At 53.5% G+C, this 26487-nt stretch carries 14 protein-coding genes; 13 read left to right on the top strand and 1 reads right to left on the bottom strand.

Annotation, left to right across the window (positions count from 1 at the left end):
• The first annotated feature begins 68 nt into the window (after nucleotides 1–68).
• Nucleotides 69–2270 (top strand): translocation/assembly module TamB domain-containing protein, encoded by a 2202-nt coding sequence (locus AC3Y23_RS01825; RefSeq protein ID WP_379195020.1) that lies wholly within the window; start codon nucleotides 69–71, stop codon nucleotides 2268–2270.
• 187 nt (nucleotides 2271–2457) lie between these two features.
• Here the strand turns inward: AC3Y23_RS01825 and AC3Y23_RS01830 are convergent, their stop codons facing one another.
• On the bottom strand, nucleotides 2458–3444 hold the full coding sequence (locus AC3Y23_RS01830) for a Na/Pi cotransporter family protein (RefSeq protein ID WP_379195022.1): 987 nt from the start codon (nucleotides 3442–3444) through the stop codon (nucleotides 2458–2460).
• Between the two features lie 93 nt (nucleotides 3445–3537).
• On the opposite strand from AC3Y23_RS01830, the gene AC3Y23_RS01835 reads away from it, so the two are divergent.
• The 12 genes from AC3Y23_RS01835 to AC3Y23_RS01890 all read left to right on the top strand — a co-directional run bounded on the left by AC3Y23_RS01835 (nucleotide 3538) and on the right by AC3Y23_RS01890 (nucleotide 26263).
• Nucleotides 3538–4941 carry a class I SAM-dependent rRNA methyltransferase gene (locus AC3Y23_RS01835; RefSeq protein ID WP_379195024.1) on the top strand — a complete coding sequence of 468 codons (1404 nt, stop codon included), beginning with the start codon at nucleotides 3538–3540 and terminating at the stop codon, nucleotides 4939–4941.
• A 447-nt stretch (nucleotides 4942–5388) separates the two neighbouring features.
• Nucleotides 5389–6447 (top strand): helix-turn-helix transcriptional regulator, encoded by a 1059-nt coding sequence (locus AC3Y23_RS01840; RefSeq protein WP_379195026.1) that lies wholly within the window; start codon nucleotides 5389–5391, stop codon nucleotides 6445–6447.
• Nucleotides 6448–6565: 118 nt separating this feature from the next.
• Nucleotides 6566–8371, top strand: coding sequence for an ABC transporter ATP-binding protein (locus AC3Y23_RS01845; protein ID WP_379195028.1), 1806 nt, complete (start codon nucleotides 6566–6568; stop codon nucleotides 8369–8371).
• Nucleotides 8368–10107: an ABC transporter ATP-binding protein gene (locus tag AC3Y23_RS01850; protein WP_379195030.1), complete on the top strand. Its 1740-nt coding sequence runs from the start codon at nucleotides 8368–8370 to the stop codon at nucleotides 10105–10107. The genes AC3Y23_RS01845 and AC3Y23_RS01850 overlap by 4 nt, the downstream gene beginning before the upstream one ends.
• A gap of 281 nt (nucleotides 10108–10388) precedes the next feature.
• Nucleotides 10389–13919, top strand: a complete 3531-nt coding sequence (gene addB, locus AC3Y23_RS01855) for a helicase-exonuclease AddAB subunit AddB (RefSeq protein WP_379195032.1) — start codon at nucleotides 10389–10391, stop codon at nucleotides 13917–13919.
• Nucleotides 13916–18100, top strand: a complete 4185-nt coding sequence (locus AC3Y23_RS01860) for a UvrD-helicase domain-containing protein (RefSeq protein WP_379195034.1) — start codon at nucleotides 13916–13918, stop codon at nucleotides 18098–18100. Before addB ends, AC3Y23_RS01860 begins: the two co-directional genes overlap by 4 nt.
• A 481-nt stretch (nucleotides 18101–18581) precedes the next feature.
• Nucleotides 18582–19763, top strand: coding sequence for an exonuclease SbcCD subunit D (locus tag AC3Y23_RS01865; protein WP_379195036.1), 1182 nt, complete (start codon nucleotides 18582–18584; stop codon nucleotides 19761–19763).
• A gap of 1 nt (nucleotide 19764) precedes the next feature.
• Nucleotides 19765–23193 (top strand): AAA family ATPase, encoded by a 3429-nt coding sequence (locus tag AC3Y23_RS01870; protein ID WP_379195038.1) that lies wholly within the window; start codon nucleotides 19765–19767, stop codon nucleotides 23191–23193.
• Between the two features lie 432 nt (nucleotides 23194–23625).
• Nucleotides 23626–23985 carry a histidine triad nucleotide-binding protein gene (locus AC3Y23_RS01875; RefSeq protein ID WP_379195040.1) on the top strand — a complete coding sequence of 120 codons (360 nt, stop codon included), beginning with the start codon at nucleotides 23626–23628 and terminating at the stop codon, nucleotides 23983–23985.
• A gap of 138 nt (nucleotides 23986–24123) precedes the next feature.
• The gene (rpsU, locus tag AC3Y23_RS01880; RefSeq protein WP_005547957.1) at nucleotides 24124–24297 is read left to right on the top strand and encodes a 30S ribosomal protein S21; all 174 of its coding nucleotides are present in this window, start codon (nucleotides 24124–24126) and stop codon (nucleotides 24295–24297) included.
• A 15-nt stretch (nucleotides 24298–24312) separates the two neighbouring features.
• On the top strand, nucleotides 24313–24756 hold the full coding sequence (locus AC3Y23_RS01885) for a GatB/YqeY domain-containing protein (RefSeq protein ID WP_379195042.1): 444 nt from the start codon (nucleotides 24313–24315) through the stop codon (nucleotides 24754–24756).
• A 121-nt stretch (nucleotides 24757–24877) separates the two neighbouring features.
• The gene (locus AC3Y23_RS01890) at nucleotides 24878–26263 is read left to right on the top strand and encodes an NfeD family protein (RefSeq protein ID WP_379195044.1); all 1386 of its coding nucleotides are present in this window, start codon (nucleotides 24878–24880) and stop codon (nucleotides 26261–26263) included.
• Nucleotides 26264–26487 lie beyond the last annotated feature (224 nt).

Below are 26487 nucleotides of genomic sequence, written 5' to 3' on the forward strand. Positions count from 1 at the left end.
TGTGGGAATGTACCCTCCCAGGACAACATCAGAAATGAAGGAGAGAAATGATGACTGTGAACAGGAAAATGACGAAGTTGCTTCTCATCATAGCACTGCTGGCTACCGTAGTATTCCCGGCAAGTGTCTTTGCGGAGAAGGGGGACATCAACTCGATTGAGTTTGAGAGTTCGGCCAAGCTGGATCTGGTTGTAGGGCAGTCACCGAAACAGTTGAGAGTGTTCGCCAATGTGGAAGGGTCTACCTCCAAGAAAGATGTGACGGGCGCAGTGAGCTGGAGCTCCTCTAATACTACTACTGTTAAGGTTGTGAATGGTCTTGTGACCCCGCTCGACAGTGGTACAGCTACAATTACTGCGATTTATAATACTGCGTTGACTACAATCGAGGTCTCGGTTACCCATCCGTTTAAAGACCTGAAGATTGAACATAAAGATGGCATTTACAAGCTGGGAGACAGCGAAGAGAAGCGGACGATTAAAGCAACGGTGCTCGGTGGAAAGTCCATTACCGAAGCGACTGATGTTACCAAAGATGTTGAATGGTCCAGCTCTGACACCAGTGTATTGACGATATCGGATGGTAAAGTCAATCTTCTGAAAGAGGGCAAGTCTACCATTACAGCGAAATACAAAGGCTTGACGGCTACATATAAGGCTGAAGTAGAAGTTGCTTATACTGAGATTGAAATCAAGCAGAACGGCAAGGTGGTCAAGGATATTGAGACTCTGATCGGGGACAATCCTATCAAATTGACGGCGTTCAGCAAAACGGCTACGGCATCGGAAGCGGAAGATTTAACTACCAAGGGAGACTGGAGCTCTTCTAATCCAGCTGTAGCTACAGTTAAGGACGGGGAACTCAAAGTTCTGACTACGGGTAAAACAGTGATTACGATTACAAGTCTGGGTGTCAAAGCCTCCGTAGATGTCTATGTCCGTTCGCCTTATGAAGCCCTGCTGCTGACACCTGCCAAGGAGCAGACACTGTTCATGGGCGAAGTGCTGGATGTGAAGGCAGAGGTAAGAGATGCGGTTAACTCCACTTTGAATGTATCCCTGAACGCCACCTGGACATCCAGTGACCAACTGGTGGCTACAACTAAAGCAGCAGCTGATGCTGCAGACATTACAGCCAAAGGTGTGGGCGATACTACCATCAAAGCCGAGTACAGAGGAATCAGCAGAGATATTAAGGTGAAGGTGCTGCCAACTCTTACAGCATTGTCTATCGAGAAGACCGAGCAAGAGATGTTCAGAGGCGATACGCTGGGCCTGCCAAAAGTAGATGGAACCAAACTCGACGGCAGCAAGATTGATCTCACCCAAGAGGTAGAGTGGACGTCCGGCAATGCAGAGATCGCGCTGATCAAGGACGGCAAGATTGAAGGCAAAGCTGCAGGTACTGTCACTCTGTATGGTAAAATTAAAGAGGGCGGCGCCACCGCGTCCAAAGCGGATATCCGCAAGAAGAGCGTGGAACTGAAACTTACAATTCAGGATAAAGTACTGGTATTGATCGGATCTGAGGACAACCTTGTGGTGGTGACCGGTGAAGAGAAGGCGCTGCCTACAGTAAAAGCGGTTATGGAGAACGGGGACGAACGTGAGACCGCGGATAAGATCAAGTGGGAGATTACCGGCACGAACGCCGTACTCAAGACGAGCACAAGCGGTCAGACCATTAAAGGTCTCACTAAAGGCAGCGCGAGCCTGAAAGGGACGTATGCTAACAAGACTATCTCAATCCCGGTAACCATTGAGCAGAAGATCACCAAGATTGTGGTTGAACCGGCTTCACTGGATCTGAACATCAAGAGCAGTAAGACAGTTAAAGTAACAGCTTATTATTCCAATGGAAAAACTGGTAACCTGTCCAGCAGCATCAAATGGGAATCCAGTAATCCTGCAGTGGCTACGGTAACTGGCTCTTCCGTAAAAGCTATAGCTGAAGGCACGACTACATTGAATGGCTCCTATCAAGGCATTGATATCAGTCTGAAAGTCAACGTAATTCCTAAGCTGACCAAGCTGACCGTGAATGAAACACGTCTCAAGCTGGCTCCAGGCGCCAAGCAAACGATAGTGGTAACAGCTCAGTATGATAATGGTAAAACGGTTGATGTGACAGGTCTTGTAGCTTGGACCAACTCGAAGCCATCGGTAGCCAAATGGTCAATTGGCAGCATTACAGGACTGGCAAAGGGTTCGACATCCTTTAAGGGCAAATACGACGGCAAGACTGTAACGGTCTCTGTCACAGTTAAGTAATTGCAGCATTATGCTTAAAAATAGTTGAAAGACAGAAAGAACTGCAGACCTGATTATCGGGCCTTTGCAGTTCTTTTTTTATGACGGGCATCTTTTCTTCTTTGTATTAGATGAAAAAGCCCAATTGAAGTATAATAATACAGCGACAGCAGAAGAGCCGGTAAGGTGTATGCTATGGAACCGCATATTAGGACTGGAACCGGGTCTCCAGCCTGGACCATAACTGCAAGTAGCACAGCGGGAGGACGAGCGCGGAGCAGACGACGTTGAAAATGGTCTGGGCGTGCGCAATCTGTGCGCCAGAGCCTCCGCCAATCCAGGCGGACAGGCTCTGCAGCGGGCCGATGAGCGGCAGGAACAGCAGCGCGCCGCCTACGTTAAGTGCTACATTCGTCCAGGCGACGAAGGTTCCAGCCATGGAGCCGCCGATGGATGCGATCACGGCGGTGACGCATGTGCCGACATTCGCGCCCAGCACAATGGCAATCCCTACTTCGGTTGGCAAGGCCCCCGAGGTAGCAACCCCGATGGCCATACCGATAACAGCAGCGCTACTGTGTACGAGCGCTGTCAGGCAGGCACCGGCTATGATGCCCCAGAGGGCGCTGGTGGCCGCATGATCCAGGAACCACCAGTACAGTCCGTTTTCTTGCAGCGCAGGGCCGATCGACTGCATGACTTTGATGCCCCACAGGACAAGCGAGAAACCGGCGATAGCTAGGCTAGTGTATTGGAGTGGCGTGGATAACCGCCGGAGCGATAACGCTGCGGGATGGTTAGGCGACAGCTCACCCAGGATGACCGCAACACCCCACAGGGTGAGTGAGACGGCCAGTAGTGGCGAGGAATAGGAACTGATCTGCAGTCCAATCAGTTCCGTAGTCAGGCATGTGCCGATGTTGCTGCCGAGAATAATGCCCAGTGTGCGGGCATAAGTAAGCAGCCCGGCATTCACCATACCGATCGTCAGCACGGTGACAGCGGTGCTGCTTTGCAGCAGGGCGGATAGCAGACTGCTGGATATCATGCCTTTTAGCGGCGTAGCCGTTGCTTTATTCAATCCGGCCCTTAGCAGCGGGCCAGCTAGCCGGGTCATGGACGTCTCCATGAGCTTCATACCGGCCAGAAAAATAACAAGACCATATATGACAGGGAACAACAGATCACGGATCATAACAACATGCTCCTTTGACTGGGGTTGTACACCAATATATGAATGCAGCGCAGTAGACATGTATAAAACCATAAGATCAGGGAGTTGAAGTCATTGGCATCGGTAATTTTGGAACGCAGCCGTAAAAAAAGACTGGAGCAGGGCCATCCATGGGTATATGGCAGTGAAGTGGCCTCAGTAGAAGGAGAGCCACAAGCTGGTGGATTGGTCGATATTCTGAATCATCAAGGCCGCTTTCTGGCATCAGGATACTATAACCCGTCTTCACAGATTCGGGTCCGCGTCGTCTCCCATCAGCATCTGGAAGAGATGGACACAGCATTCTTCGTGGAGCGGTTCACGAACTGCCTGCGTCACCGGAATCGCTTCCTGCCCGGCGCAGACGCATACCGGCTGGTCTACGGCGAAGCCGATTTTCTGCCGGGACTGATTGTGGACCGGTTCGGGGATGTTCTGGTCGTGCAGCTGTTGACGCTTGGTATGGACAAGCGGCGTGCAGAGATTGTAGAGGCGCTGGTGCAGGTGATGGCACCGCGCGGGATTTATGAGCGCAGCGACGTTAGCGTGCGCGAGCTGGAGGGACTGGAGCAGGTAACCGGGCTTCTTTACGGGGAATGTCCCCGTCATGTGACGGTTACCGAGAATGGTCTGAAGCTGATCGTAGATATCGTGGAAGGCCAGAAGACCGGTTACTTCTTCGATCAGCGTGAGAACCGGGCCTCGATTGCACCATTAATGACAGGCTGGGGGGAACGCAGCGGTATTACACTGCAGGAAGTGGAGGCCGAGGATGGCTCCCGCCAGGTGCTGCCAGTTAACAAGAGCGGCAAGACCGTGACCTTCCCATACTGGGATGGGGCTACAGTATTAGAATGCTTCTCGCATACAGGAAGTTTCACCCTGCATGCCTGCAAATACGGAGCCAAGAAGGTGACCTGCCTTGACGTATCCGCTCATGCAATTGAAAGTGCCAAGACCAACGTGGAGCTGAATGGATTCAGTGACCGGGTGGAATTCGTGGTCGATGACGCATTCCAATACTTGCGTAATCAGGTGAAGGGGCTGGAAGAACGCTCTGAACGTGCCACCGCAGGAGCGGGACAGTCTGCTTCTGGCGCCAAGGTGGCCAAGAGTGATACCGCCAAGCCGATGACCGCTGGCGGCGGACGGACCTTTGACGTCGTAATTCTGGACCCGCCTGCTTTTGCCAAGACTAGAAGCGCGGTAGCAGGAGCTTGCCGCGGATATAAGGATATTAACTTGCACGGCATGAAGCTGGTGAACGAAGGTGGGTATCTAGTAACGGCAAGCTGCTCCTATCATATGCAGCCGGATCTGTTCCTGGAAACCATCGGCGAAGCGGCCAAGGATGCTGGTAAAGTGCTTAGACTGGTAGAGTGGCGTGCCGCTGGCAAGGACCACCCGCAAATTCTCGGTGTGGATGAAGGGCATTACCTGAAATTCGCGATCTTTGAAGTGCGAAGCAAGAGTAATTAATCCTCCCGTTGGGTACGCTGGAAATGTGAGCTATGCCTTGACGTGAAAATAGGAAGCTGCCTTCCTAACCAGAATAAGAGTGTCGAGAATGTCTACGGACTTCTCGGTGCTCTTTTTTATGTGTGGAGACTAGAGGCAGTAAAGTACTCTTTGATTTTATATAAGACGAATGAAAAAAAGTAACAAAAAGCCAGAAGGAACGAAGGGGAATGGTTGGAACTGTAGGAGCGAAGCGTTCGCCTTTGTCACCAGATTTCAACCGTTGGAATCGGTAATAAAGAAGAAATTTGGGGACAACAGCGACCGGAAGTCCAAACATTCACCGTAGTGACGAGCGAGCTTTAATAGATAATCTTAAACTCGTCTCACTCCATTGATAATAGTTCTCATTTGCGTATATAATGAACCCAAAGCAAGAGGAAGTGGGGTTAAGGAATGGGACATAATGTGAACGTATACGATCATGAAAGAATAGATGCTCAAAAGACACTTGCTTGCGAGGGATTCAGCCATACCTACCGTCTTGACGGAGGCCATTTCGAAATTAAGCCTCCGGAAGAGATAGGGGCTGGGGCTTGCCGCAGTTTGCTCACCCGAGGAAATATTCAGATGACCAACTTCAGCCTTACTTTTAACCGGGACATACAGGCTAACGGAGAGTTCCGCTCTCCACGGACAGAGTTGGTGTTCTGTCTTGGGCATGGAATTGAATGGGGTACTACGCTTAAGGGTGATACCTTTGGCCTTGACACAGGGCAGAGCGCTTTGCTTTATGGCGGCGTACGGGCTGAGAATTGTCAGTATGTGCGGGATGCCGATTATCGGTTTCTCAGCTTGGATATGAGCCCAGAGCAGTTCAAGCGGATGACGAGTGGACTGACCGAGGATGAACGGCTTCGTTTTACCGGAAATGAAGCCGTATTTTTCAACAAAAATAGGATTACGTCTTCTATCCGGCTTGTTCTGTCGCAAATTTGGGAATGCCCCTATAGTGGAGGTGTTAGGGAGCTCTATTTGGAAGCGAAAATGCTAGAGCTGTTCGCCGTCTACCTCAATGAATCGCTGTATGAAGCGGAGCGGATTCCACAAACCGTTCGTCTCTCCAAAGACGATATGGCCAGCTTACAGCAGGCCCGGGAGATTTTACAACGGGACTATATCGAGCCACCGACACTGGCAGCACTGGCCCGGAGCATCTGTCTCAACGAATTCAAGCTCAAAAAAGGATTTAAGGAAATGTTCGGCTATACCGTGCATGCCTATGTGATTGAACAACGGATGCAGCAGGCCCGTCATTTGCTGGACCAAGGCAGCGTGACCGTGACGGAAGCCGCGTACCGTGTAGGGTACGGCAATGCCAGCCACTTTGCGGCCGCATTCCGCAAGAAATTCGGGATTCGGCCCGGAGAATATGCCCTTCGTTCCCGGGGGGCAGGTCCGAGCCGGACAGGATGGTTGGCTGATGACGTTCAGGATGGGAATTTGCCTGGATTGCTCCCTTTTTGATTCATAATAATCCCGTAAGGAGTAGAGCCGGACAGCATTGCTCCTCTAATATAGTGCACAGAGAATGATTCTCAGTGCACTTTTTTTGCGCTTTTAAACAAAATTGGAGGAAGATACTGTGAGTAAAACCAAAACTGGCCTGCCCAGACTGCTGGAAATCGCCGGAGAAAAGAGAGCTCTTCTGTTCCTATCGGGTGTATTGTCCTCCGCCAGTGCTTTGCTGATGCTGGTACCGTATATCTCCGTATACTTTGTGCTGGCGGAGCTGCTCCGCCACGCTTCGACGCCGGGACAGGCGGACGGGAGCTACATGATGCAGTGGGGACTTATAGCGCTGGGCGGTCTGGTCTTAGGGCTGATACTGCTCTATGCCGGGGGGATGTGCTCGCATATTGCAGCGTTTCGCATCCAGTACAATCTCAGGGTGCGAATGACCGAGCATCTCGGCAGACTGCCGCTCGGTTACCTCACAGGTACCTCAACCGGTGCGGTCAAAAAAACACTGGAACAGAATGTGGAGAAGGTGGAGAACTTTATTGCGCATAAGCTGCCTGATCTCATTAGTGCTCTGGTTACGACCATAGTGATGATCTTTGCCATGTTCTGGCTGAGTCCTCCGCTGGCGATTGCCTGTCTGGTGCCGATTTTGCTAGGCTTTATTGCTCAAACGCTGCTGATGGTAGGGAGCAAGGGCAAGGAGGGCATAAAGCTGTATTATGATTCCCTGGAACAGATCAATGCTTCGGCCGTGCAGTACATCCGGGGGATGCCTGCGGTGAAGGTTTTTGGGCAGACTGTCCATTCGTTCCGCAAGTTTTACAGTGATATGGTCAATTATCGTGATCATAGTTTGGAAATTACAGACCGGTATCAGAACGGCTATATTCTGTTCAAAACGCTGTTGTCATCTATGTTCACCTTTATTTTGCCGGTAGGGGTTTTTCTATTGAGCGGTCAGCCGGATAATATGTCTTTTGCTATAGTGCTACTATTCTTTCTAGTGATGGCTCCGGGAATTTCCGCACCACTCTTCAAGCTGTTGCTGCTGGCCTCCAGTACGCGGGATATCGGAGAGGGAGTGGCGCGAATGGATCAGCTTCTGGCTCAGACCCCGGTGCCAATTCCGCAGGATCCGGAGTCACCGTACACTTTTGACATCGAATTTGCGGAGGTTACCTTTTCTTACGGAACCCCTGAGGACAAGGCTGCTGATGCTTTGCAGGGAGTGTCTTTCCAGGCGAAACAAGGGCAGGTTACTGCACTGGTAGGTCCTTCGGGATCTGGAAAATCAACCGTAGCGAGCCTGATTCCACGCTTCTGGGACCCGCAATCCGGGACAATCAGTATCGGTGGCGTAGACATCCGCCGAATGGCGCTGGATGATTTGATGAACACGGTCGCTTTTGTCTTTCAGGAGACCTTTCTATTCTATGATACCCTCTATGCGAATATCGCCGTAGGCAAGCCGGGGGCTTCGCTGGAAGAAGTACAGGCTGCGGCGAGGGCGGCACAGTGTGATGATTTTATCTCCAGACTGCCGAAGGGCTATGATACGTTCATCGGTGAAGGGGGCGTCTATCTCTCTGGCGGGGAGGAACAGCGAATTGCCGTAGCCCGGGCGATTCTCAAAAATGCACCGATTCTGGTGCTGGATGAAGCGACTGCTTTTGCCGACCCAGAGAATGAACATAAAATGCAGCTGGCGCTTACTGAACTGATGCGCGGCAAGACGGTTATCGTCATCGCTCACCGGTTGTCCTCGATTCGTGATGCGGAGCAAATTCTAGTGCTTCGGAACGGGACCATTGCAGAGCGTGGAAACCATGGGGAGCTGGTGCAGAAGGAAGGACTCTATGCCCAGATGTGGCACACTTACAGTGATGCTGGAGACTGGATTATCGAGAAAGGGGGGGCGCTGACGTGAAGATGCTGCATAATATTACCGCTGGTCATCCAGAGAAATTGCTGAAGCCTGTCCTGTATTCGCTATTATCCAATCTGGTGAACGTACTGCCTTTTGCCCTGATTATTGAAGCGGTGCGACTTATTTTTGCACCTTTTATTACGCCGGGAGCGGTTCTGCAGACCGAACGTCTGTGGTGGGTTTGCGGCGGATTGGTGGGATCAATGCTCCTAATGTATCTCAGCGAGATTCCAGCTTACCGTGCAGCTTATCGTGGGGCCTATGAAGTGGCTGCACAGGGCCGGGCTGAACTTGCTGAACATTTGCGGAAGCTCCCGCTGGGCTATTTGACCCGGCGTGATCCTGGCGATCTTGCCAATATGATGATGGGTGACTTCTCTCTGGTGGAAAGCGGACTCTCCCACATGCTGCCCCAACTGGCCGGGGCTTTCGTTCTGCCGGTCCTTGCGCTAGTTGGTCTGATCGTGCTGGATTGGCGCATGGCTCTCTCCATGTTCGCCGCCCTGCCCGTAGCTCTGTTGATCATGTATGTAACGACGGGGTTGCAGCGCAAGCTGGGCGCAGGGCACATGAAGGCCAAGCTGAATGCGGCGAACCGTCTGCAGGAGTACCTGAACGGTATTCGCGTAATGAAGGCCTACAATTTGACTGGAGACAGGTTTGTCCGCCTTGACGACTCGTTCAAGGTTCTGATGAAGGAAAGCATCAAGCTGGAGGGGATATTCGGTCCAGTTATTTTGTTGGCTTTGGCTCTTTTGCGCGCCGGTTTAACGCTTCTGATCTTCGTGGGCGTCCAGCTTCTGCTGGGTGGAGAGATCGGTATCCTGGAGCTGGCGGTATTCCTCATTATCGGGACTCGTATCTATGATCCGCTGAACACGGCTCTCTCCAATTACGCTGAATTCCGCTATAACGAGCAAGCAGGCGGACGGATTGTGGATCTGCTCCATGAGCCGGTAATGACCGGGAACACCGAACCCCTGCCCGCTGATCGTGGAATTCAATTCGATCATGTAACCTTCAGCTACGGCGGAAAGCCGGTGATCAAGGATTTGAGTATTACAATGCCTCAGGGGACCCTGACAGCCATTGTAGGACCCTCGGGCAGCGGAAAAAGTACCGTGCTGCGGCTAATCTCGCGGTTTTACGATCCGGATCAGGGACGTGTCCTGCAGGGGGGAAGCAGCTTGCGGGAAACAGAGCCGGAGCATCTGCTGAGTTCGATCTCGGTGGTGTTTCAGGATGTGTACTTGTTCCAGGACACAATCGGCAACAATATCGCCTTTGGACGGCCGGGGGCTACAAGCGAAGAGGTACGGCAGGCCGCTCAAATGGCGCGTTGTCATGATTTCATCATGAAGCTGCCGCTAGGCTATGATACACCGGTTGGTGAGGGTGGTAGCACGCTATCCGGTGGGGAGAAACAGCGCATTTCCATCGCTCGCGCTATTCTCAAAAATGCGCCAGTGGTGCTGCTGGACGAAGCCACAGCCTCGCTTGATCCGCAAAATGAAGCTGAGATTCAGAAAGGGATTGACGCCCTGATCACAGGGCGGACTGTTATTGTCGTCGCTCATCGGCTTAAAACGATCCGCGGTGCCGACAACATCATCGTGCTGGAGGACGGCAGGCTGGTGGAACAGGGCCGTCATGAACGTTTGCTGGAGCAGGGTGGGCTTTACGCCAAGCTGTGGACCTTGCAGCAGGAATCCGGCGGCTTTCGCATATCATCGTAGTACTATAATCTGTTTATTGTAACAAGAGCCTGTCGTATCTATCAGATACGGCGGGCTTTTGCGCGTTTTGGTAGAAAGTTATATAAGCCGAACAAAAGAAAATGACAAAAGCGAAGAGGAATGAAGGGGGAAGTTTGGAACTGTAGGAGCGCAGAACACTTGTAAAACATTTGAAGATCATCCAAACGTATGTTCCGAATGAAGGGTGATATGGTATAATGTTGGGACGAGTAAGTGACTGGAGTTACATTTTTGTTTTGTCATGGGAGGAGTCTTTATTTATGTCGATAACCTTTTTAATCGGACGCTCGGGCAGCGGTAAGACAACTAAAATACGGGAGTCGATTTCCTCTCAGCTAGCGCAGGAACCGCTTGGCGCACCAATGATTGTGCTTGTGCCGGAGCAGGGGTCTTTTGGGACCGAACGGGGGCTGCTCACTGCGGGTGGTGCCAAGGGAAGCATCCGCGCCCAGACCCTGAGCTTTTCGCGGCTGGCTTATCGGGTAAGGCAGGAAACGGGCGGCAGTGCAAATCTTCCGATCAGTGAAGAAGGCAAGAAGATGCTTATCTATAAAATCATCAGCCGCCGCAAGGAGGAGCTGAAGCTCTTCGGACCCTCTTCGGATCGTCCGGGCTTTGTGGAACGGCTGAGCCAGCTGCATACCGAATTGAAGCGATGCTGTATCGGTTCTAATGATTTGAACGAGCAATTGTCCAGTATGCGCGACTCTATTGGTAACAGCCCCATTCTGGCAGGCAAGCTGGAGGATTTATATATCGTATTTAGCGATCTGGAGCAAGAGATGTCGCAGCTGTATATGGACGAAGAGGACCGGCTGGTCGAACTGGCCGAGCAGATTTCACTGTCTTCCTATGTTCGGGGTGCGGAGATTTGGGTGGATGGCTTTCACGGCTTTACCCCTCAGGAATTCAAGGTGCTGCGGGAACTGATGCTGCATGCCTCCAGTATGACAATATCGCTAACCCTGGACAAGTCTTATCCATCCGGTGGTGGGCTGCACGAGCTTGATCTGTTCCATCCGGCTGCGGTGACGTATATCAAGCTCCGTGGTATGGCCGAGGAAGCGGGGCTAGAGGTCTGGGACGAGCTATTATCGCCTCAAGTGCTGCCGCGCTTCAAGGATAGCCCTGTACTCGGCCATCTGGAGCGGGGGTATGACCGCCGTTTGGGCTGGAGTGGACATAAGGGGGACACAGCGCAGTCCATTACCATTGGCGCTGCTGTATCGCACAGGGCTGAAGTGGAAGGGGCCTTGCGCGAAATGCTCAGACTAGCACGGGATGAAGGTGCCAAATACGGCGAAATGGCGGTATTCATGCGAAACATCAGCGATTATGAATCGTTAGTGTCTCCGCTGTTCAACGATTACAAGATACCGTTCTTCCTCGATCAGAAGGTGAATGAGCTACATCACCCGCTAGTAGAATTTATCCGCTCTGCGCTCGATGTGGTGCGGCGTCGCTGGCGTTATGAAGATGTGTTTCGCTGCGTGAAGACCGGACTGCTTCTTCCAGATGACGGGAGCCTGACTAGTGAAGACATGGACAATCTGGAGAATTATGTGCTGGCGTGCGGTATTCAGGGGTATCGCTGGACGGATGGTCGTCCTTGGAGAGGTATTCCCAGCCTTTCGCTGGAAGGCGACAGGACTGTGGATGAAGGCTTGTTGTCTACGATGGAGAAATGTAGGGCAGCCATTATCGGTCCCTTGGAAGCTTTCGAGAAGCGGGTAAAGAAAAGCCGTAGCGGAGAAGATCTCTGCCGGGCAGTATACACTCTTCTTGAGGATGCTGGTACGGCGGGTAAGCTGGAGGAGATGAGCACCCAGGCGCTGAAATCGGGAAAGGCTGCTAGTGTCCGTGAGAACAGCCAGATATGGAGTGCGGTGCTTGATCTGCTGGATCAGATCGTGGAAATGATGGGCAACGAGAAAATGGAGTTTGCGATGTTCGCGGGTGTGCTGGAGACCGGTCTCGCCGAGCTGAAGATGGGACTGGTGCCACCGGCTTTGGATCAGGTTCTGGTAGGTAGCATGGACCGGACGCGTACTTCGGGTGTGAAGTATGCATTTCTGCTTGGATTCAATGAGGGTGTTGTTCCCGCACAATTCAAGGAAGATGGTATTTTGTCCGAGGGAGAGCGTGGGATACTGGAGAACGTTGGCCTGGAGCTTGCTCCGGGGGCATCCCGTAGGCTGCTTGACGAGCGCTTCCTGATCTACAATGCGCTCACAACAGCGAGCCATAAGTTGTGGATTAGCTATGCGACTGCTGACGAGGAAGGGAAGGCCCTTTTGCCGTCTGAAGTGATTCGTCATTTGCAGCTGATGTTCGGGGGCAAGCTGACAGAACGTCAGCTTCCAGCCAGTCCGCCTGCGGCATCAGATGAAGCGGCGCAGACCGTGTTACCCCTGCATATGGACTTTATTGGGGATCCGGAACAAAGTCTGCGCATCCTGATGGTGCAACTGAGACAGTGGCGACAGGGTGTCGATATACCGTCTTTCTGGTGGGATGTCTATAACTGGTTCGCTTCCGGAGCAGAGGAGGAAGCGAAGAAGATACGCCTGAAGCGGCTTCTCGGCTCACTGTTCTACCGCAACGAAGGCACTCAACTGAAGCGGGGGACGAGCCTCAGGCTGTATGGCGGCTCTACGCTGCGTGGTAGCGTGTCCCGGATGGAGAAGTTCTCGGCCTGTGCGTTCTCTCATTTTGCCGCGTACGGTTTACGCCTTAAGGAGCGGCAGATGTACAGACTTCAGGCCCCGGACATCGGACAGCTGTTCCATGCGGCGCTTAGTGAAATGGCGCAGCGGCTGCAAGAGCAGGGCCGTGGCTGGGCCAGCCTGACACCGGAGGAATGTCGCCGCGAAGCCGGGGAGACAGTGGACCGCCTGTCACCGCTGCTTCAGGGTGAGATTCTCCTCAGTACGAAGCGGTACGGTTATATCACCCGCAAGCTGAAGAGTATTGTGGGCCGGGCTTCCGTAATTCTGGGCGAGCATGCCCGCCGGGGTAGCTTTGAGCCGGTCGGACTGGAGCTTGATTTTGGACCGGGTAAAAAACTTCCTCCCCTGCGGATTACACTGCCCAACGGCTGTGTGATGGAAGTGGTCGGGCGGATTGACCGGGTGGATCAGGCGGAAGGGGAGAACGGCATTCTACTGCGTGTAATTGACTATAAGTCCAGTCAGAAGGACCTCAAGCTCCACGAAGTTTACTACGGTCTATCGCTGCAAATGCTGACGTATCTTGAAGTGCTGCTAACCTATTCCGAGGAATGGCTGGGTAAGCCAGCACTCCCGGCAGGCACGCTTTATTTTCACGTCCATGATCCGCTGCTCTCTTCGTCCAACGGCATGAACCGCGAGCAGGCGGAGCAGGAACTGCTGAAACGGTTCAAAATGAAGGGTCTGCTGCTGGCTGACCGTGAAGTCGTATCCTTAATGGACACTACACTCGACAAAGGACATTCTGCGATTGTTCCAGTTGCGGTGAAAAGCGACGGCAGCTTCTACAGCAGCGCTTCTGTAGCAACGCCGGAGCAATGGGGTCAGCTGCTGTCCTCTGTAAAAGGCACAATAGCAGAAATCGGCACCCGAATTACAGAAGGGGACGTAGCCATTCAGCCCTATCGGATTCAACAGGAGACAGCTTGCACATTCTGCTCCTTCAAACCGGTATGCCAGTTTGATGAGAGTATTGAAGGCAGCGGATATAACCATCTCGGCAAGCCGGGCAAGGACGACATCTGGGACCTGCTGTCCCGCAAAGGAGGATTAACGCCGTGAATGTAAGGCCTGCTATAGACAATAAGCCCGAAGGCAGCATATGGAGCGATGACCAATGGCGCGCCATTGCCGAGAGCGGCGATGATATCCTGGTCGCGGCTGCGGCGGGTTCCGGGAAGACAGCGGTGCTGGTAGAACGGATTATTCGTAAAATCAGCCGGGAAGAGAACGGCTTCAGTGTAGACAGGCTGCTCGTTGCCACGTTCACCAAGGCGGCTGCCTCGGAAATGCGGCAGCGGATCCGCGAGGCACTGGACCGCGCGCTGGAGAATGATAATGGGAATGAGCATTTGCGTCGCCAGCTTGCTCTGCTTGGCAGAGCCTCTATTACGACTCTGCACTCCTTCTGTCTGGAGGTTATTCGGCGGTATTATCAACTGATTCCGATTGATCCAGGCTTTCGCATCCTGAACGAGCATGAAGCGGAAATGATGCGACAAGAGCTGTTGATGGAACTCTTGGAAGAGAAGTATGGCGAGGCCGGGGAAGATGGCGGGGACAGTGTGTTCGTCGCGCTGGCCGACTGGTTCAGCGGCGAGCGTACAGATGATGCAGTACACGCGCTAATACAGCGGCTGCATGATTTTGCTCGCAGCCATCCATGGCCGGAGCAGTGGCTGCGCGATACGGCAGCGGACTTCTCGCTGCCGGATACGGAGAGCTTGGGGCGCACACCATGGGTGCAGAGCATTCTCGCAGAGGCGAAGCTGGCCTTGGACGGTGCGGCTAGCCAATTGCTACAAGGCCGGGAAATAGCCCTGCAGCCGGGGGGGCCTGCTCCATATGCCGAGAATCTTGCGGCAGATTTGGATATGGTGCAAGGCTTGCAGGCCGCTTTAAGCGGACGGCCCTGGGCCGAGCTGTATGAGGCTTTCCGCAGCGTAAGCTTCGGGAAGCTGAAGCTGTGCAAGAAGGATGCCACAGATCCTGGGCTGCAGGAGATGGTCAAGGAGTTGCGGGAAAGCGTTAAGAAGACCCTATCCGAACTTCAGAATGCTCTGTTTGGGCGTCCGGCAGAGGCTTTTTTGGCCGAACTGCATGAAGCGGCGCCGCTGATGAAGGAGCTGGCAGAGACGGTCATCGCCTTCGGTGAGCGATACCGGCTGGAGAAAGCCGGCAAAGGACTGGTCGATTTCAGCGACCTGGAGCATTATTGCCTGCAAATTCTCCGTCACCCGGACTCACAGCCGGGCCACTCCATGCCCTCCGATGCGGCGATGGAATACCGCGCCCAGTTCGATGAAGTCCTGCTCGATGAGTATCAGGATACGAACAGCGTGCAAGAAGAAATTGTTCGCTTGATTGCCAGGGAAGACCCGGGGAACCGTTTCATGGTCGGCGATATGAAGCAAAGTATCTACCGGTTCCGCTTGGCGGAGCCAGGTCTGTTCCTAGAGAAATACCGCAGCTTTAGCAGTGCGGGAGGAGCGCCGTTAGAGTCAGCGGACGAGCATCCGGCAGATGGGGCTATAGCTGGGGGAGATCCTGCGATCAGTACCTCCAAGGGAATGGTTATTGACCTGGCCCGAAACTTCCGTAGCCGGATGGAGGTTGTGAATGCCGTGAATATGATTTTCCGGCAGATTATGAATGCGACAGTGGCGGAGATCGATTATGATGAGCGGGCTGAGTTGGTCTATGGTGCCGGTTTTCCAGGAACGGAAGGCAAGAAAGCCGATCTGTATTTTGCTCCGGAGCTGCTGCTGATTGACCGTGGTACATCTGGTGCCGATAGGTCAGAGGAAGAACCTGGGGACGGGGAAGCAGCACCGGAGAGTGAGGTCATCGAGAGTGAGACGGCACAGCTCGAAGCGCGGGCCATTGCCCGCAGAATTTCGGTGATGACCGGAATGAGCGGCGGAACGCCAATGCTCATCTACGACAAAGGCCTCAAAATGATGCGCCCGGTGGCATACGGAGATATTGTAATCCTGCTGCGTTCAGCCAGAATTTGGACACCGCTCATGATTGAGGAGCTTCGAATGGAGGGTATCCCTGCTTATGGCGACCAGAACAAGGGATACTTTGAAGCCACAGAAGTAGAGATTGCGCTCTCGCTCTTAAAAGTAGTGGATAATCCGCGCCAGGATATTCCGCTGGCGGGCGTACTGCGCTCACCGGTAGTCGGTTTGAGTGAGGAAGAGTTGTCTGCAGTGCGGTTGTGCAGTCACGGGACATTCTATGAAGCTGTGCAGGCCGCAACGGCGCTACCAATGGCAGGGTCAGGACAAGCTGAAAATGCCGCAACGGCGCTGCCGACAGCAGAGTCAGGTCAAACTGAGATTGCGGCCGCGCTCAGTAGTCTGGAGGCGCCTGCAGCTTCCTTGGAAGAACTTGATCAATTAGTCAGTGTGCATAATCAGTTGACGATTCAAGAATTAGCAGTAAGTCAATCTGGTCCTGACCTGGCGCCCGAGCTTATAGCCAAGCTCAAGCATTTTCTGGATCAACTGGAGAGCTGGAGACTGGCCGCCCGTCAGGGTAGCCTTAGCGACCTGATCTGGCGTATCTATGGGGAAAGCGGGTATTTGGAATGGGTTGGCGGTCTGCCTGGTGGTGCTCAGCGGCAAAACAACCTGAAAGCTCTGTATGATCGAGCTGTCCAGTATGAGCAGGATACTTCGGCACGCGGTCTGTTCCGGTTCCTGTTGTATATTTCCCGTCTGAGGGAAAACGGTGGGGACTTAGGGATAGCGGGTGGCAGTGGCGAAGAGGGCAGCGGGGTCAGAATTATGACCATTCACAAGAGTAAAGGGCTGGAGTTCCCGGTTGTTTTCCTGGCCGGTATGAACAAGCCCTTTAACCGCCAGGATCTGCACGCTCGGTTTCTAATGCACAAGGAGTTGGGATTTGGTCCGCGTTTTGTGGATCGGGAGACAAGGGTGACTTATCCGACTCTGCCTTATTTAGCAATTAACCGGCGTTCACGGCTGGAACTATTGGCTGAAGAAATGCGTGTACTCTATGTGGGGCTGACCCGTCCCCGGGATAAAATGATTCTGGTCGGCACGATGCGTGACTTACCGCGCAAAGTTGCGGGCTGGAGCGCTGTACAGGGCCGGGAGGAACTGCTGCTGGCAGACCATCTGTTGGCCCGGGGGCGCACCTACCTTGATTGGGTCGGGCCTGCGCTGATCCGTCATCCGGGCGCAGCTATCTTGCGCAAGCTGTCGGGATCGGAAGGTACAGTATCCACAGTGCTTCATGGCGATGCTTCCCACTGGAGTATACATGTAATGGATTCCAACGGACTCAGTTCAGCTGCATTTTCCGAGAGGGATGAGGACAGCGAAGCCGGGGCAGAACGCGAGCTGGCGCTTTCGGCTTTGCAGGAAGGTCAGCCAATTCCAGCTCTAGCGACAGCAGCGAGAACCGAGATTGCAAGCAGGCTTGATTGGGACTATCCATATGCTGCGGCTTCCCGTATACCTGCCAAGACATCGGTTACGGAGCTGAAATCGCTGCTGTCCATGCAAGAACAGCCCTCTTATGATCTGTACGAGGATCGCAGCAGACCTGCTGGTGAAAAAGAGGCTGTTGGTTTGGCATACCGGGACAGTCTGCGCTTGCGGCGGCCCAAGTTTATGGAGCGGCGCAGCCTTACCTCTGCAGAACGGGGAACGGCCTACCATACGGTGATGCAGCATATTCCATTGGACGCGGCGGTGACTCGCACTGTGGTGGAAGAGACCTTGGCCCGGCTGAAACAGGTGGCAATCTTGACGCCGGAACAGGTTGAAGTCATAGATGCGGAACAAATTGCAGCGTTTTATGCTACCGAGCTTGGAAGCAGGTTGCTGGCATCGGAATGGAACCGGAGAGAATTACCGTTCAGTTATATGGTTCCAGCAGATGAGGCTTATCGTGGACTTGGTCCACTGGACGAAGCAGTCTCCGGTCTACCATCATCAGAAGCGGAGACGCCAGAGCATGAACGTGAAGAGGTGTTAATTCAAGGGGTTATCGACTGTCTGTTTCGTGAGGATGGGAGACTAATCCTGCTGGATTACAAGACAGATTCCGTTCTGGAGCATCAGGGTGGCCTGAAGGCACTACAGGAGAAATACCGTTTCCAGCTGGAATTGTATAGCAAAGCTTTGAATGATATTTTGGGAGAAAGCATCAGTGAGATCTGGCTGTATTTCTTCGACGGAGGGCATCCTGTACGGCTTGAAATCTAGCAGGAGTGAATGTCTCACTCTATTATGCGTAGAAGATGAACAAGAGGGGCTACCTCAAAATCAGTATTTGCTTCGTCAAGCAACGGACTACAGAGTCTTTATTGCCTATCCATTTCACCGTTTAGTAGGATAAAGGACCACAGGGACTCTATAGGCATAAAGCTGATCAAAATCCGCTATTACGGAGGAGATAGGTTCACCTGAGTCCACTGCATATTTCAGCGAGTGGCTTCATGCACATAACGACTATGTGGTGTTATGCGTTGCTATGCGGTCCGCTCGCTTCCAGGCGTGAGTTTTTTAACCTTGTGATCGAGTTGCTTTGACGAAGTTGTTTTTAGCAGTCGCTGGTTTTGGGGTGAGCCATATTTTTATATTAATCAGGCCTTTTCAGGTTTGATATAAAGCTGCGATGGTCGTTACGTATAGCTGTCGTGGTGTTATATCAGATCTGAAGCAAGGCGGGAAAAGAGGACAGAAGATGCGGATATTGCACACAGGGGACTGGCACTTGGGGCGTACGCTGGAGGGAAGAAGCCGCCAGCGGGAGCAGGAACAGTTCATGGATGAACTGGTGGAGATCGCGGATAACCAACAAGCTGATCTTATTTTGATGGCGGGAGACGTGTATGATTCTGTGAACCCTCCGGCTGCGGCAGAGCAGTTGTTCTATGATGCAGCAGCACGCCTGACAGCAGGCGGACGGCCGCTAGTAGTCATCGCGGGTAACCATGACCAGCCGGAACGTGTTTCTTCCGTCTCCCCGCTTGTGCGTAGACAAGGAATTACGCTGGTCGGCTTGCCAACCTCTGATCCGGTGACGGTTCAAGTGGCACGTACAGGAGAAGTTGCCAAAATTGCTGCGCTGCCCTATCCATCTGAAGCTCGGCTGGGGGAGCTGCTGGCAGGAGAAAGCGGCGAAGCAGAGCTGCGCCTCGCCTACAGTGCCCGTGTGGGCAAGCTCATGAAGCTGCTGGGCCGAGAATTCACCCCGGAGACGGTCAATTTGGCTATGAGCCACATCTATGTGCTGGGTGGAGTAGAAAGTGACTCTGAACGGCCAATCCAGGTTGGCGGCGCTTATACGGTCGATCCTTCTGCTCTATATTGTGGAGCGCAGTATACGGCCCTTGGTCATTTGCATCGTGCACAACGGGTTAAGGGCGATGGGATGATCCGTTACAGCGGTTCCCCGCTCGCGTACAGCTTTTCCGAAGCGGGACAGGCCAAGTCGGTGACCTTGATTGATGTCGTTCCGGGCCAGGAGCCTGTCTGTGAAGAAGTTTATTTGCGTTGCGGCCGTCCGCTGGTGAACTGGAAATCTAGCGGCGGGCTTGAGGAAGTATACCGCTGGCTGGATGAAGGCAGAGACGCTTCCGCTTTTATTGATCTGGAAATCCGGCTGAACGAAGCCCTCTCGATGAACGATATCCAGCGACTGCGTAAGGCACGGGAAGGAATCGTACATATTCGTCCTATCTATCCACAGATGGAGCAAGAATTGGAACAGGTCTCGCGTTCTCGCATGCCTGTACAGGAATTATTTCGTAAATTCTATCAGCGGCAGACCGGGGGAGCTGAACCGGATGACAGCTTGATTGAGCTGTTCCTGGAGCTTACGGAAGAAGAACGGCGTCAGCCGGAGGAAGGGGAGGAGAACTGACATGAAGCCGATTTCTTTAAAGGTAGCGGGACTTCAAAGCTATAGAGAGCAGCAGGAGATAGATTTTGAGAGTCTGACGGAGACGGGATTATTCGGTATTTTCGGGCCGACAGGCAGCGGGAAGTCTAGTTTGCTGGACGGAATTACACTGGCCATGTACGGCAAGGTGGAACGCGCCGTAGGCGGAACCCAGGGGATTATGAACCATTCCGAGGATCAGCTTAGCGTGGCCTTTACCTTCGAGCTGACCTCTGCCGCAGGCTCGCACCGTTACCGTGTGGAGCGGAAGTTCAAGCGCACGGGTGAACAGACGGTCAGTAATACGATCAGTCGTTTCATCGAGGTTCTGCCTGACGGTGATCAGGTACTGGCGGACAAGCTGGCTGATGTGACACGTTGTGTTGAGGAGAAAATCGGTCTCAAAATGGATGACTTTACCCGGGCGGTCGTGCTTCCACAAGGCAAGTTCGCCGAGTTTCTGTCTCTGCGTGGCGTAGACCGCAGGCAGATGCTCCAGCGTCTCTTTCATCTGGAGCAGTACGGGGACCAGCTTGCCTTGAAGCTTAGCCGCCGGGTCAAGGAGAACGATACGGCGCTGCGTGCGCTGGAGGCGGAACAGCAGGGTCTGGGCAGCGCTGGCGAGCAGGATCTGGAGGCTGCTGCTGAACGTTTGCAGCAGGCGGTGGTCCATGCGGCGGAATGCAGACGCCGGTTGGAAGAAGCGCTGGCTTTGTCGGAGCGCTTCACCCGGATTCGCGAGCTGCAAGGCGAGCGCTCCCGGCGGGAACTGCAGCGGGAGCGCCTGCTGGCCCAGGAAGCAGATATCCTGCTTCTGGAACAGCGGCTCGGCAAGGCTGACGAAGCCGAGAAAAGGCTGCCGCTCCTGCAAGCCTGGCGCAGCGCGGAAGGTGCCCTGAAGAACCGCCAGGCCCGTGCAGAGGAACTGGCGGCCCGAGCTGTCGCCGCCGAAGCCGAGGCGGCGCGCACCGCAGCGGTCGAAGCAGCCGCCCAGGCTGCGCTGGCCGGGGAAGAGCCGGCCCTCCGCGAGGCGGCCGGCACGTACCGGCGGGCGCTCGAGCTGGAAGCCGAGCGCGACTTGCTGCTGCGCGAGCTTGCTGCGCTGCGCGAGCGCAGCGAGGAGGCTTCCCGCAGGCTGAACGCCATGCGGGAAGGGCTGGCCCGGGAGCGGGAGCTTTTGGCCAAGGGCCAAAAGCGGCAGCACGAGCTGCAGCAGAGCCTGCAGCCGCTCGAGGTCCGCTCCCAGGAGCGCCAGTCTCTGCAGGAAGCCATGCAGAGACTGCAAGGGCTGCGCTCTGCGGAATCCCAGCGGGATGCTGCAGAGCGTGAGCAGCGCGAGCGCCAGGCCGCGCTCGCGGACGCGCAGCGCCGCCTGGCCGGGGCTGAGGCGGCGCTTGGGGCACTGGAAGCGGACCGCGCTGAGCGGGTCCGCGGGGCGGTGCTGCACCTTGAAGGTTTGCGGTCGGCAGAGGCCGCCGCGGTGCATGCAGCGGAGACCCTGGAACATGAGGCCGCTGCGCTGGAAGCTGCACTGAAGGACCAGGAGATACATCGCCTGTCTCTGTCACTAGCCCGTGATCTGGAGGAGGGCGTCCCTTGTCCGGTCTGCGGCAGCCAGCATCACCCAGCTCCTGCGACACTTCAAGACAGCGGGGTGCCGGTGGGACAGGAAGCTTTGCTGCAGCAAGTCCGCAGCAGGTCCAAGGCTGCGCTGGAGCTGCGTCTTGGCTTCCGCAGTCAGCGGGAGCAGGATATGACCTGGCTGGAACAGATTTATGGCGGTGAAGTCACCCAGGCTTGGGATCATCCAGCCGCGGCAGGCCGCGAGATGTTGGGCGAGACAGGGCAAATGGATCAGCTGTTCACAGAGTCCGCAGGAGAGTCAGCAGCGCTGCTGTCTTCACTGGACAGCAGTCTGACTAGCATGAAGCAGCGATCTGCGGAGCTGCGCCGGACGGCAGCTGAATGGCAGCGTGCCTTGCAAGAAGGCCAGCAGGCCTGTCACAAGGCGGCAGCGGCTGTCCAGGCGGAACAAGCCTGGGTGGAAGGTATAACCGCCAAAGCCGGTGAATTAACCCAGCAAGCCGCAAGTCTACGGCAAAGCTGGAGTGAGCAGTTCCCGGAGCTAGCTCCTGAAGATACAGAGAACGCATACCGTGAACGGCTCCAAAAAGACGAGCAGGCCGAGGAAATTCGTGGGCGGCTGAATATTAGCGTGAAGTTCCTAGACGATAAAGCAGCTGCTATTCAGGAACTTCAAGAAAGTATCGCTGTGCTCGACAGGGAGCTGGCCCAGTGGAATGCTCAGCTTGAAGGCAAGGATGCCCTGTTGCGTGAGAAGAAAGCCCGGCTGGTCCAGTGGACGGAGGGGCGGCCTGCGGCTGGGCTGCTGGCGACTTGCGAGCAGCGCTTGCAGGAGCTGCTGGCAGCTGTGGAGGACGGTCAAAAGGCTTACCGTGCTGCTGCAGATGCAGCGCAGCAGGAAGGCAAAGAGGCGGCTATAGCTCAGCAGGCGGCAGACTCCGCTCAAGAGCACTATGCCACTGCGGCCAAAGCCTGGGAGGATAGTCTAGTATTATCGCCGTTCGCGGAAGCAGCCGAAGTTGAAGGTGCAGCGCTGTCGGCAGAAGCGCGGGGCGTTGCGGCAGCCCGTGTAAAGAATCACCGGGACGATGAAGTGGAAGTGAATTTACAGCTTCGTGATATTGAGGAGAAGCTTGCTGGAGCCCAGCTTAGCGAAGTGGACTGGGCGGAGAGTCAGGAGACGCTGCGCCGCTGCAAGGAAGAGGATGAACTTTCGCTCCAGAACCGGGCCCGCGGGGAACGTGATCTGGAGGATTTGCGTCATCGTCATATTCGCTGGAAGGAGCTTGAGACTCAGCGACTGGAGCATGAAGCTCTGCAGGACCGCCTGTCCAAGCTGCAGTCCTGTCTGCGCGGTAATGCTTTTGTGGAATATATCGCTGAGGAGCAGCTGATGCAAGTCTGTCAGGCGGCTTCCCAGCGCCTACGTTACTTGAGCAAACAGCGTTACGCGCTAGAGGTTGATTCCGGCGGTGGGTTCGTCATTCGCGACGATGGCAACGGCGGAGTGAAGCGCCCGGTATCAACGCTGTCTGGCGGCGAGACCTTTTTGACCTCACTATCGCTGGCCTTGGCCTTGTCTGCCCAGATTCAGCTGCGTGGACAGTATCCACTCCAGTTCTTTTTCCTGGATGAAGGCTTCGGCACACTGGACCCTGATCTGCTGGATACCGTGATAACTTCGCTGGAGCGGCTGCATAATGATCAGTTGTCCGTAGGCATTATAAGCCACGTTCCAGAACTGCGGGCCCGGCTGCCGCGCAAGCTGGTTGTTGTCCCTGCCGAGCAAGGTGGAGGAGGGTCACGTATTATTTTGGAAAAAATGTGAGGTTTGGCAAACAGTGTGATAACAGTCACAGAGACAGTACCACCCCCCTGTTATAATACAGCTAAGCCGACATCATTTTTGAAACACCTCGGCGGACGTATGACCGGGAGCAAGACTCCTTTTCATACGCCCGCCGCCGATCAGCTTTCTAAGCTGTGAAGGGTGTTTCTTTTTTTTGTCCTTTTGAGTGGTTTGTTGAGCTGTAGCAGATACAGTTATCAAAATTTATTTATAGAACGCATTAAAGTGATAAACAAAGCCACGGAAAAAAGAGAGTGTATGATAAGACTGTTTGAGGTTTAATTTCACTTTAATACAACCGCCAGTTAATACCGTCGACAGGTTTTACAGTAGCAGGCTCTGTCCGACTTTCGTTAACCATGATTATCCTGTATGATAATAGGACAACCAATTCGGGGAGGAAGTCGCAGTATGGAAACCATATTCAGCAAAATCATTGAGGGCAGCATTCCCTCTAACAAAGTATTCGAGAATGAGCGCATTTTGGCCTTTCATGATATCGCGCCTGCGGCTCCGGTGCACGTGTTGATTATCCCGAAGAAATACATTGGGTCGATGAATGAGGTTACGCCTGAGGATCTGCCGCTGATTGCCGAGATTCACAGTGTCGCCCAGCAGCTTGCCATTCAACTTGGGATTGCGGAATCCGGTTATCGGTTGATCAACAATAGCGGACCTGACGGTGGACAGACTGTACCGCATTTGCATTACCACTTGCTCGGAGGGGCCAAATTGGGCGCTCTGACGGGAATCTCGGATTCCCATGAGTAAGACTGAAGAGTTGATTTGAGGGTATGTTATAAAAAAAAGGTGTTACACAGTTGACACTGTATTTCTGTTTCACCTATAATGAAAGTTGATGAACCGTGTTATGCTCTTGGACGGTCTGGTCGGAGGGAGGGAAAACTGGTGTCTGAAACTAAAGTTCGCAAAAACGAGACAATTGATGCTGCACTTCGTCGGTTCAAACGCTCCATCGCTAAAGATGGTGTCTTGGCTGAGGTGAAGAAACGCAAGCATTATGAAAAGCCAAGCGTAAAGCGCAAGAAGAAGTCTGAGGCTGCTCGTAAGAGAAAGTTTTAGGAGGAATACCCAAGCATGAATCTTAGCGATCGATTGAACGAAGATATGAAGCAAGCGATGAAGAGTAAGGACAAGTTCACACTCTCCACCATTCGAATGGTTCGTTCTACGATAAAGTATCTTGAAATAGATTTAAAGAGAACATTAGACGACAGCGAAGTGCTTGATATCCTTAGTCGTGAAATCAAACAGCGCAAAGATGCCCTCCAAGAATTTGAGACAGCGGGTCGCGACGAGCTTGCCGCGAGTACGAAGGCAGAAATCGAGATTATCATTAAGTATCTTCCCGAGCAACTTTCCGAAGAAGAAATTAAAGTAATTGTACAGCAGACCATCCAGGAAACCGGTGCTTCTTCGAAAAGTGAAATGGGTAAGCTCATGAGCGCGCTAATGCCGAAAGTCAAAGGTCGCGCCGATGGTAAGCTTGTGAACCAAGTGGTTCAGCAATTTCTGCAATAATAGAACGTCAGCACCCCTTTTTATAAGGGGTGTTTTTCTTTGTTTTGAAACGAATGCTCCCGACTTTCGTACTACTGATTATGTGCTTATGTCCATTTTTCTAAGAAGGGAGGGAGAAGAGATGAGAGGGCTTCGTAAAACTACATATGCCTGCATTGCAGGGTTGCTGTTTCTGCTGTTGTTCGTGCCGCTGTCATCCCTGGCAAGTGCTGATGTTGATCCACCTAGGCAGCCTGAGCTGGCAGCTGGAGAGTCCGTCAAGGGGCCGGTCTTCATCATTCCTGTTGATCAGGCAATCGAACGGGGTCTACAGAGTTTTCTGGAGCGGGGTTTTGCGGAAGCGAACAATTACGGTGCGGTGCTGATTGTGTTGGATATCAATACGCCAGGAGGTCAAGTTAGTGCGGCTGAACAGATTGGTAAGCTAATTAGGGAAAGCGCTATCCCGGTGCTAGCTTTTATTAAAAGTGATGCAGCTTCCGCGGGCAGTTACATTGCACTGAACGCCGATAAGATTGTGATGAAGCCGGGGAGTATGATTGGATCAGCCTCGCTGGTGGACAAGAGTGGAAGTCACGTTGAGGACCCGAAGCTGATATCCTACTGGAAATCAAAGATGATGGGGGCTGCGGAGCTGAACGGCCGGGACCCGGAGATTGCTGCGGGAATGACCGATATTAATCTTGTTGTAGAGAAGCCGAAGCTTGGCGTGAGCAAGGGTAGCGGTGAGATTATTGCCCTTAGCAGCGATCAGGCGCTAAAAGCTGGTTATGCTGATTACATAGCAGACACTCCGGAAGAAGCGATAGTCTGGATGGGGTATACTACGGACGATATTTTTCGGGTGCAACACACCGGTGCTGAGAAGATATCGCAATTTCTGACTAATCCGGTTGTTATGACGATTTTGCTGTTCGTCGGCATTGCAGGGGTCGTTATTGAGTTGATCGTTCCTGGGTTTGGAGCGCCTGGCATTATCGGAACATTAGCCTTTACCCTGTATTTCTTCGGGAATTATGTGGCAGGTTTCGCTGGTTCCGAGACTTGGCTGCTGTTCATCCTTGGGCTAGTCATGCTGGTGCTGGAGCTGTTCATGCCGAGCTTTGGCATCTTGGGACTGTTAGGGTCGGCAAGTCTTGTGGCAGGAGTGGTCAGGGCGGCTTACAGCTACACGAATGCGCTGCTTAGCCTTGGTATTGCTTTTGCGGCAGCGACGGTGGTCATTATTATTGTGGCCGTTGTATTCAAAGAGCGCGGCATCTGGAACCGGTTCATTCTGAAGGAAAGTCTGACCAAGGAGCAGGGTTATATACCTGTGCTTGAGAAGCTGAATCTCGTCGGTGGGATTGGGGTCAGTCTTACTCCACTGCGTCCGGCGGGCACCGCTATGGTGAATGGAGAACGGATAGATGTGGTCACCGAGGGTAGTTTTATTGCTGCTGGTGCTGAAATCTCCGTAGTGACCGTGGAAGGTGCACGGATTGTGGTTAAAGAACTGGCTAAGTAAGGTGAACTGAAGAAAGGAACGAAAAGGGGAGAAGGAGTGAAGGGGAAGATTGGAACTGTAGGAGCGAAAGCGATCGCCTTTGTCTCCGGATTTCAACCGCATAAGCGATTAGTTTAGATGAAATCTGGAGACAACAGCGACCGAAAGTCCAAGCTTCACCGGAGCGACGCCGATCCTTACGTTAGTATCTTAAGTTCAACATTTATAGACGGAACTTTACACCA

It is taken from the genome of Paenibacillus sp. MAHUQ-45 (assembly GCF_058133325.1).

What these genes read in the sequence shown, in the direction of transcription:
- AC3Y23_RS01885 (WP_379195042.1), top strand. Translation starts at nt 24,313, where the DNA reads ATGAATCTTAGCGATCGATTGAACGAAGATATGAAGCAAGCGATGAAG.
- AC3Y23_RS01865 (WP_379195036.1), top strand. Translation starts at nt 18,582, where the DNA reads ATGCGGATATTGCACACAGGGGACTGGCACTTGGGGCGTACGCTGGAG.
- AC3Y23_RS01870 (WP_379195038.1), top strand. Translation starts at nt 19,765, where the DNA reads ATGAAGCCGATTTCTTTAAAGGTAGCGGGACTTCAAAGCTATAGAGAG.
- AC3Y23_RS01875 (WP_379195040.1), top strand. Translation starts at nt 23,626, where the DNA reads ATGGAAACCATATTCAGCAAAATCATTGAGGGCAGCATTCCCTCTAAC.
- AC3Y23_RS01890 (WP_379195044.1), top strand. Translation starts at nt 24,878, where the DNA reads ATGAGAGGGCTTCGTAAAACTACATATGCCTGCATTGCAGGGTTGCTG.
- AC3Y23_RS01830 (WP_379195022.1), bottom strand. Translation starts at nt 3,444, where the DNA reads ATGATCCGTGATCTGTTGTTCCCTGTCATATATGGTCTTGTTATTTTT.
- addB (WP_379195032.1), top strand. Translation starts at nt 10,389, where the DNA reads ATGTCGATAACCTTTTTAATCGGACGCTCGGGCAGCGGTAAGACAACT.
- AC3Y23_RS01825 (WP_379195020.1), top strand. Translation starts at nt 69, where the DNA reads ATGACGAAGTTGCTTCTCATCATAGCACTGCTGGCTACCGTAGTATTC.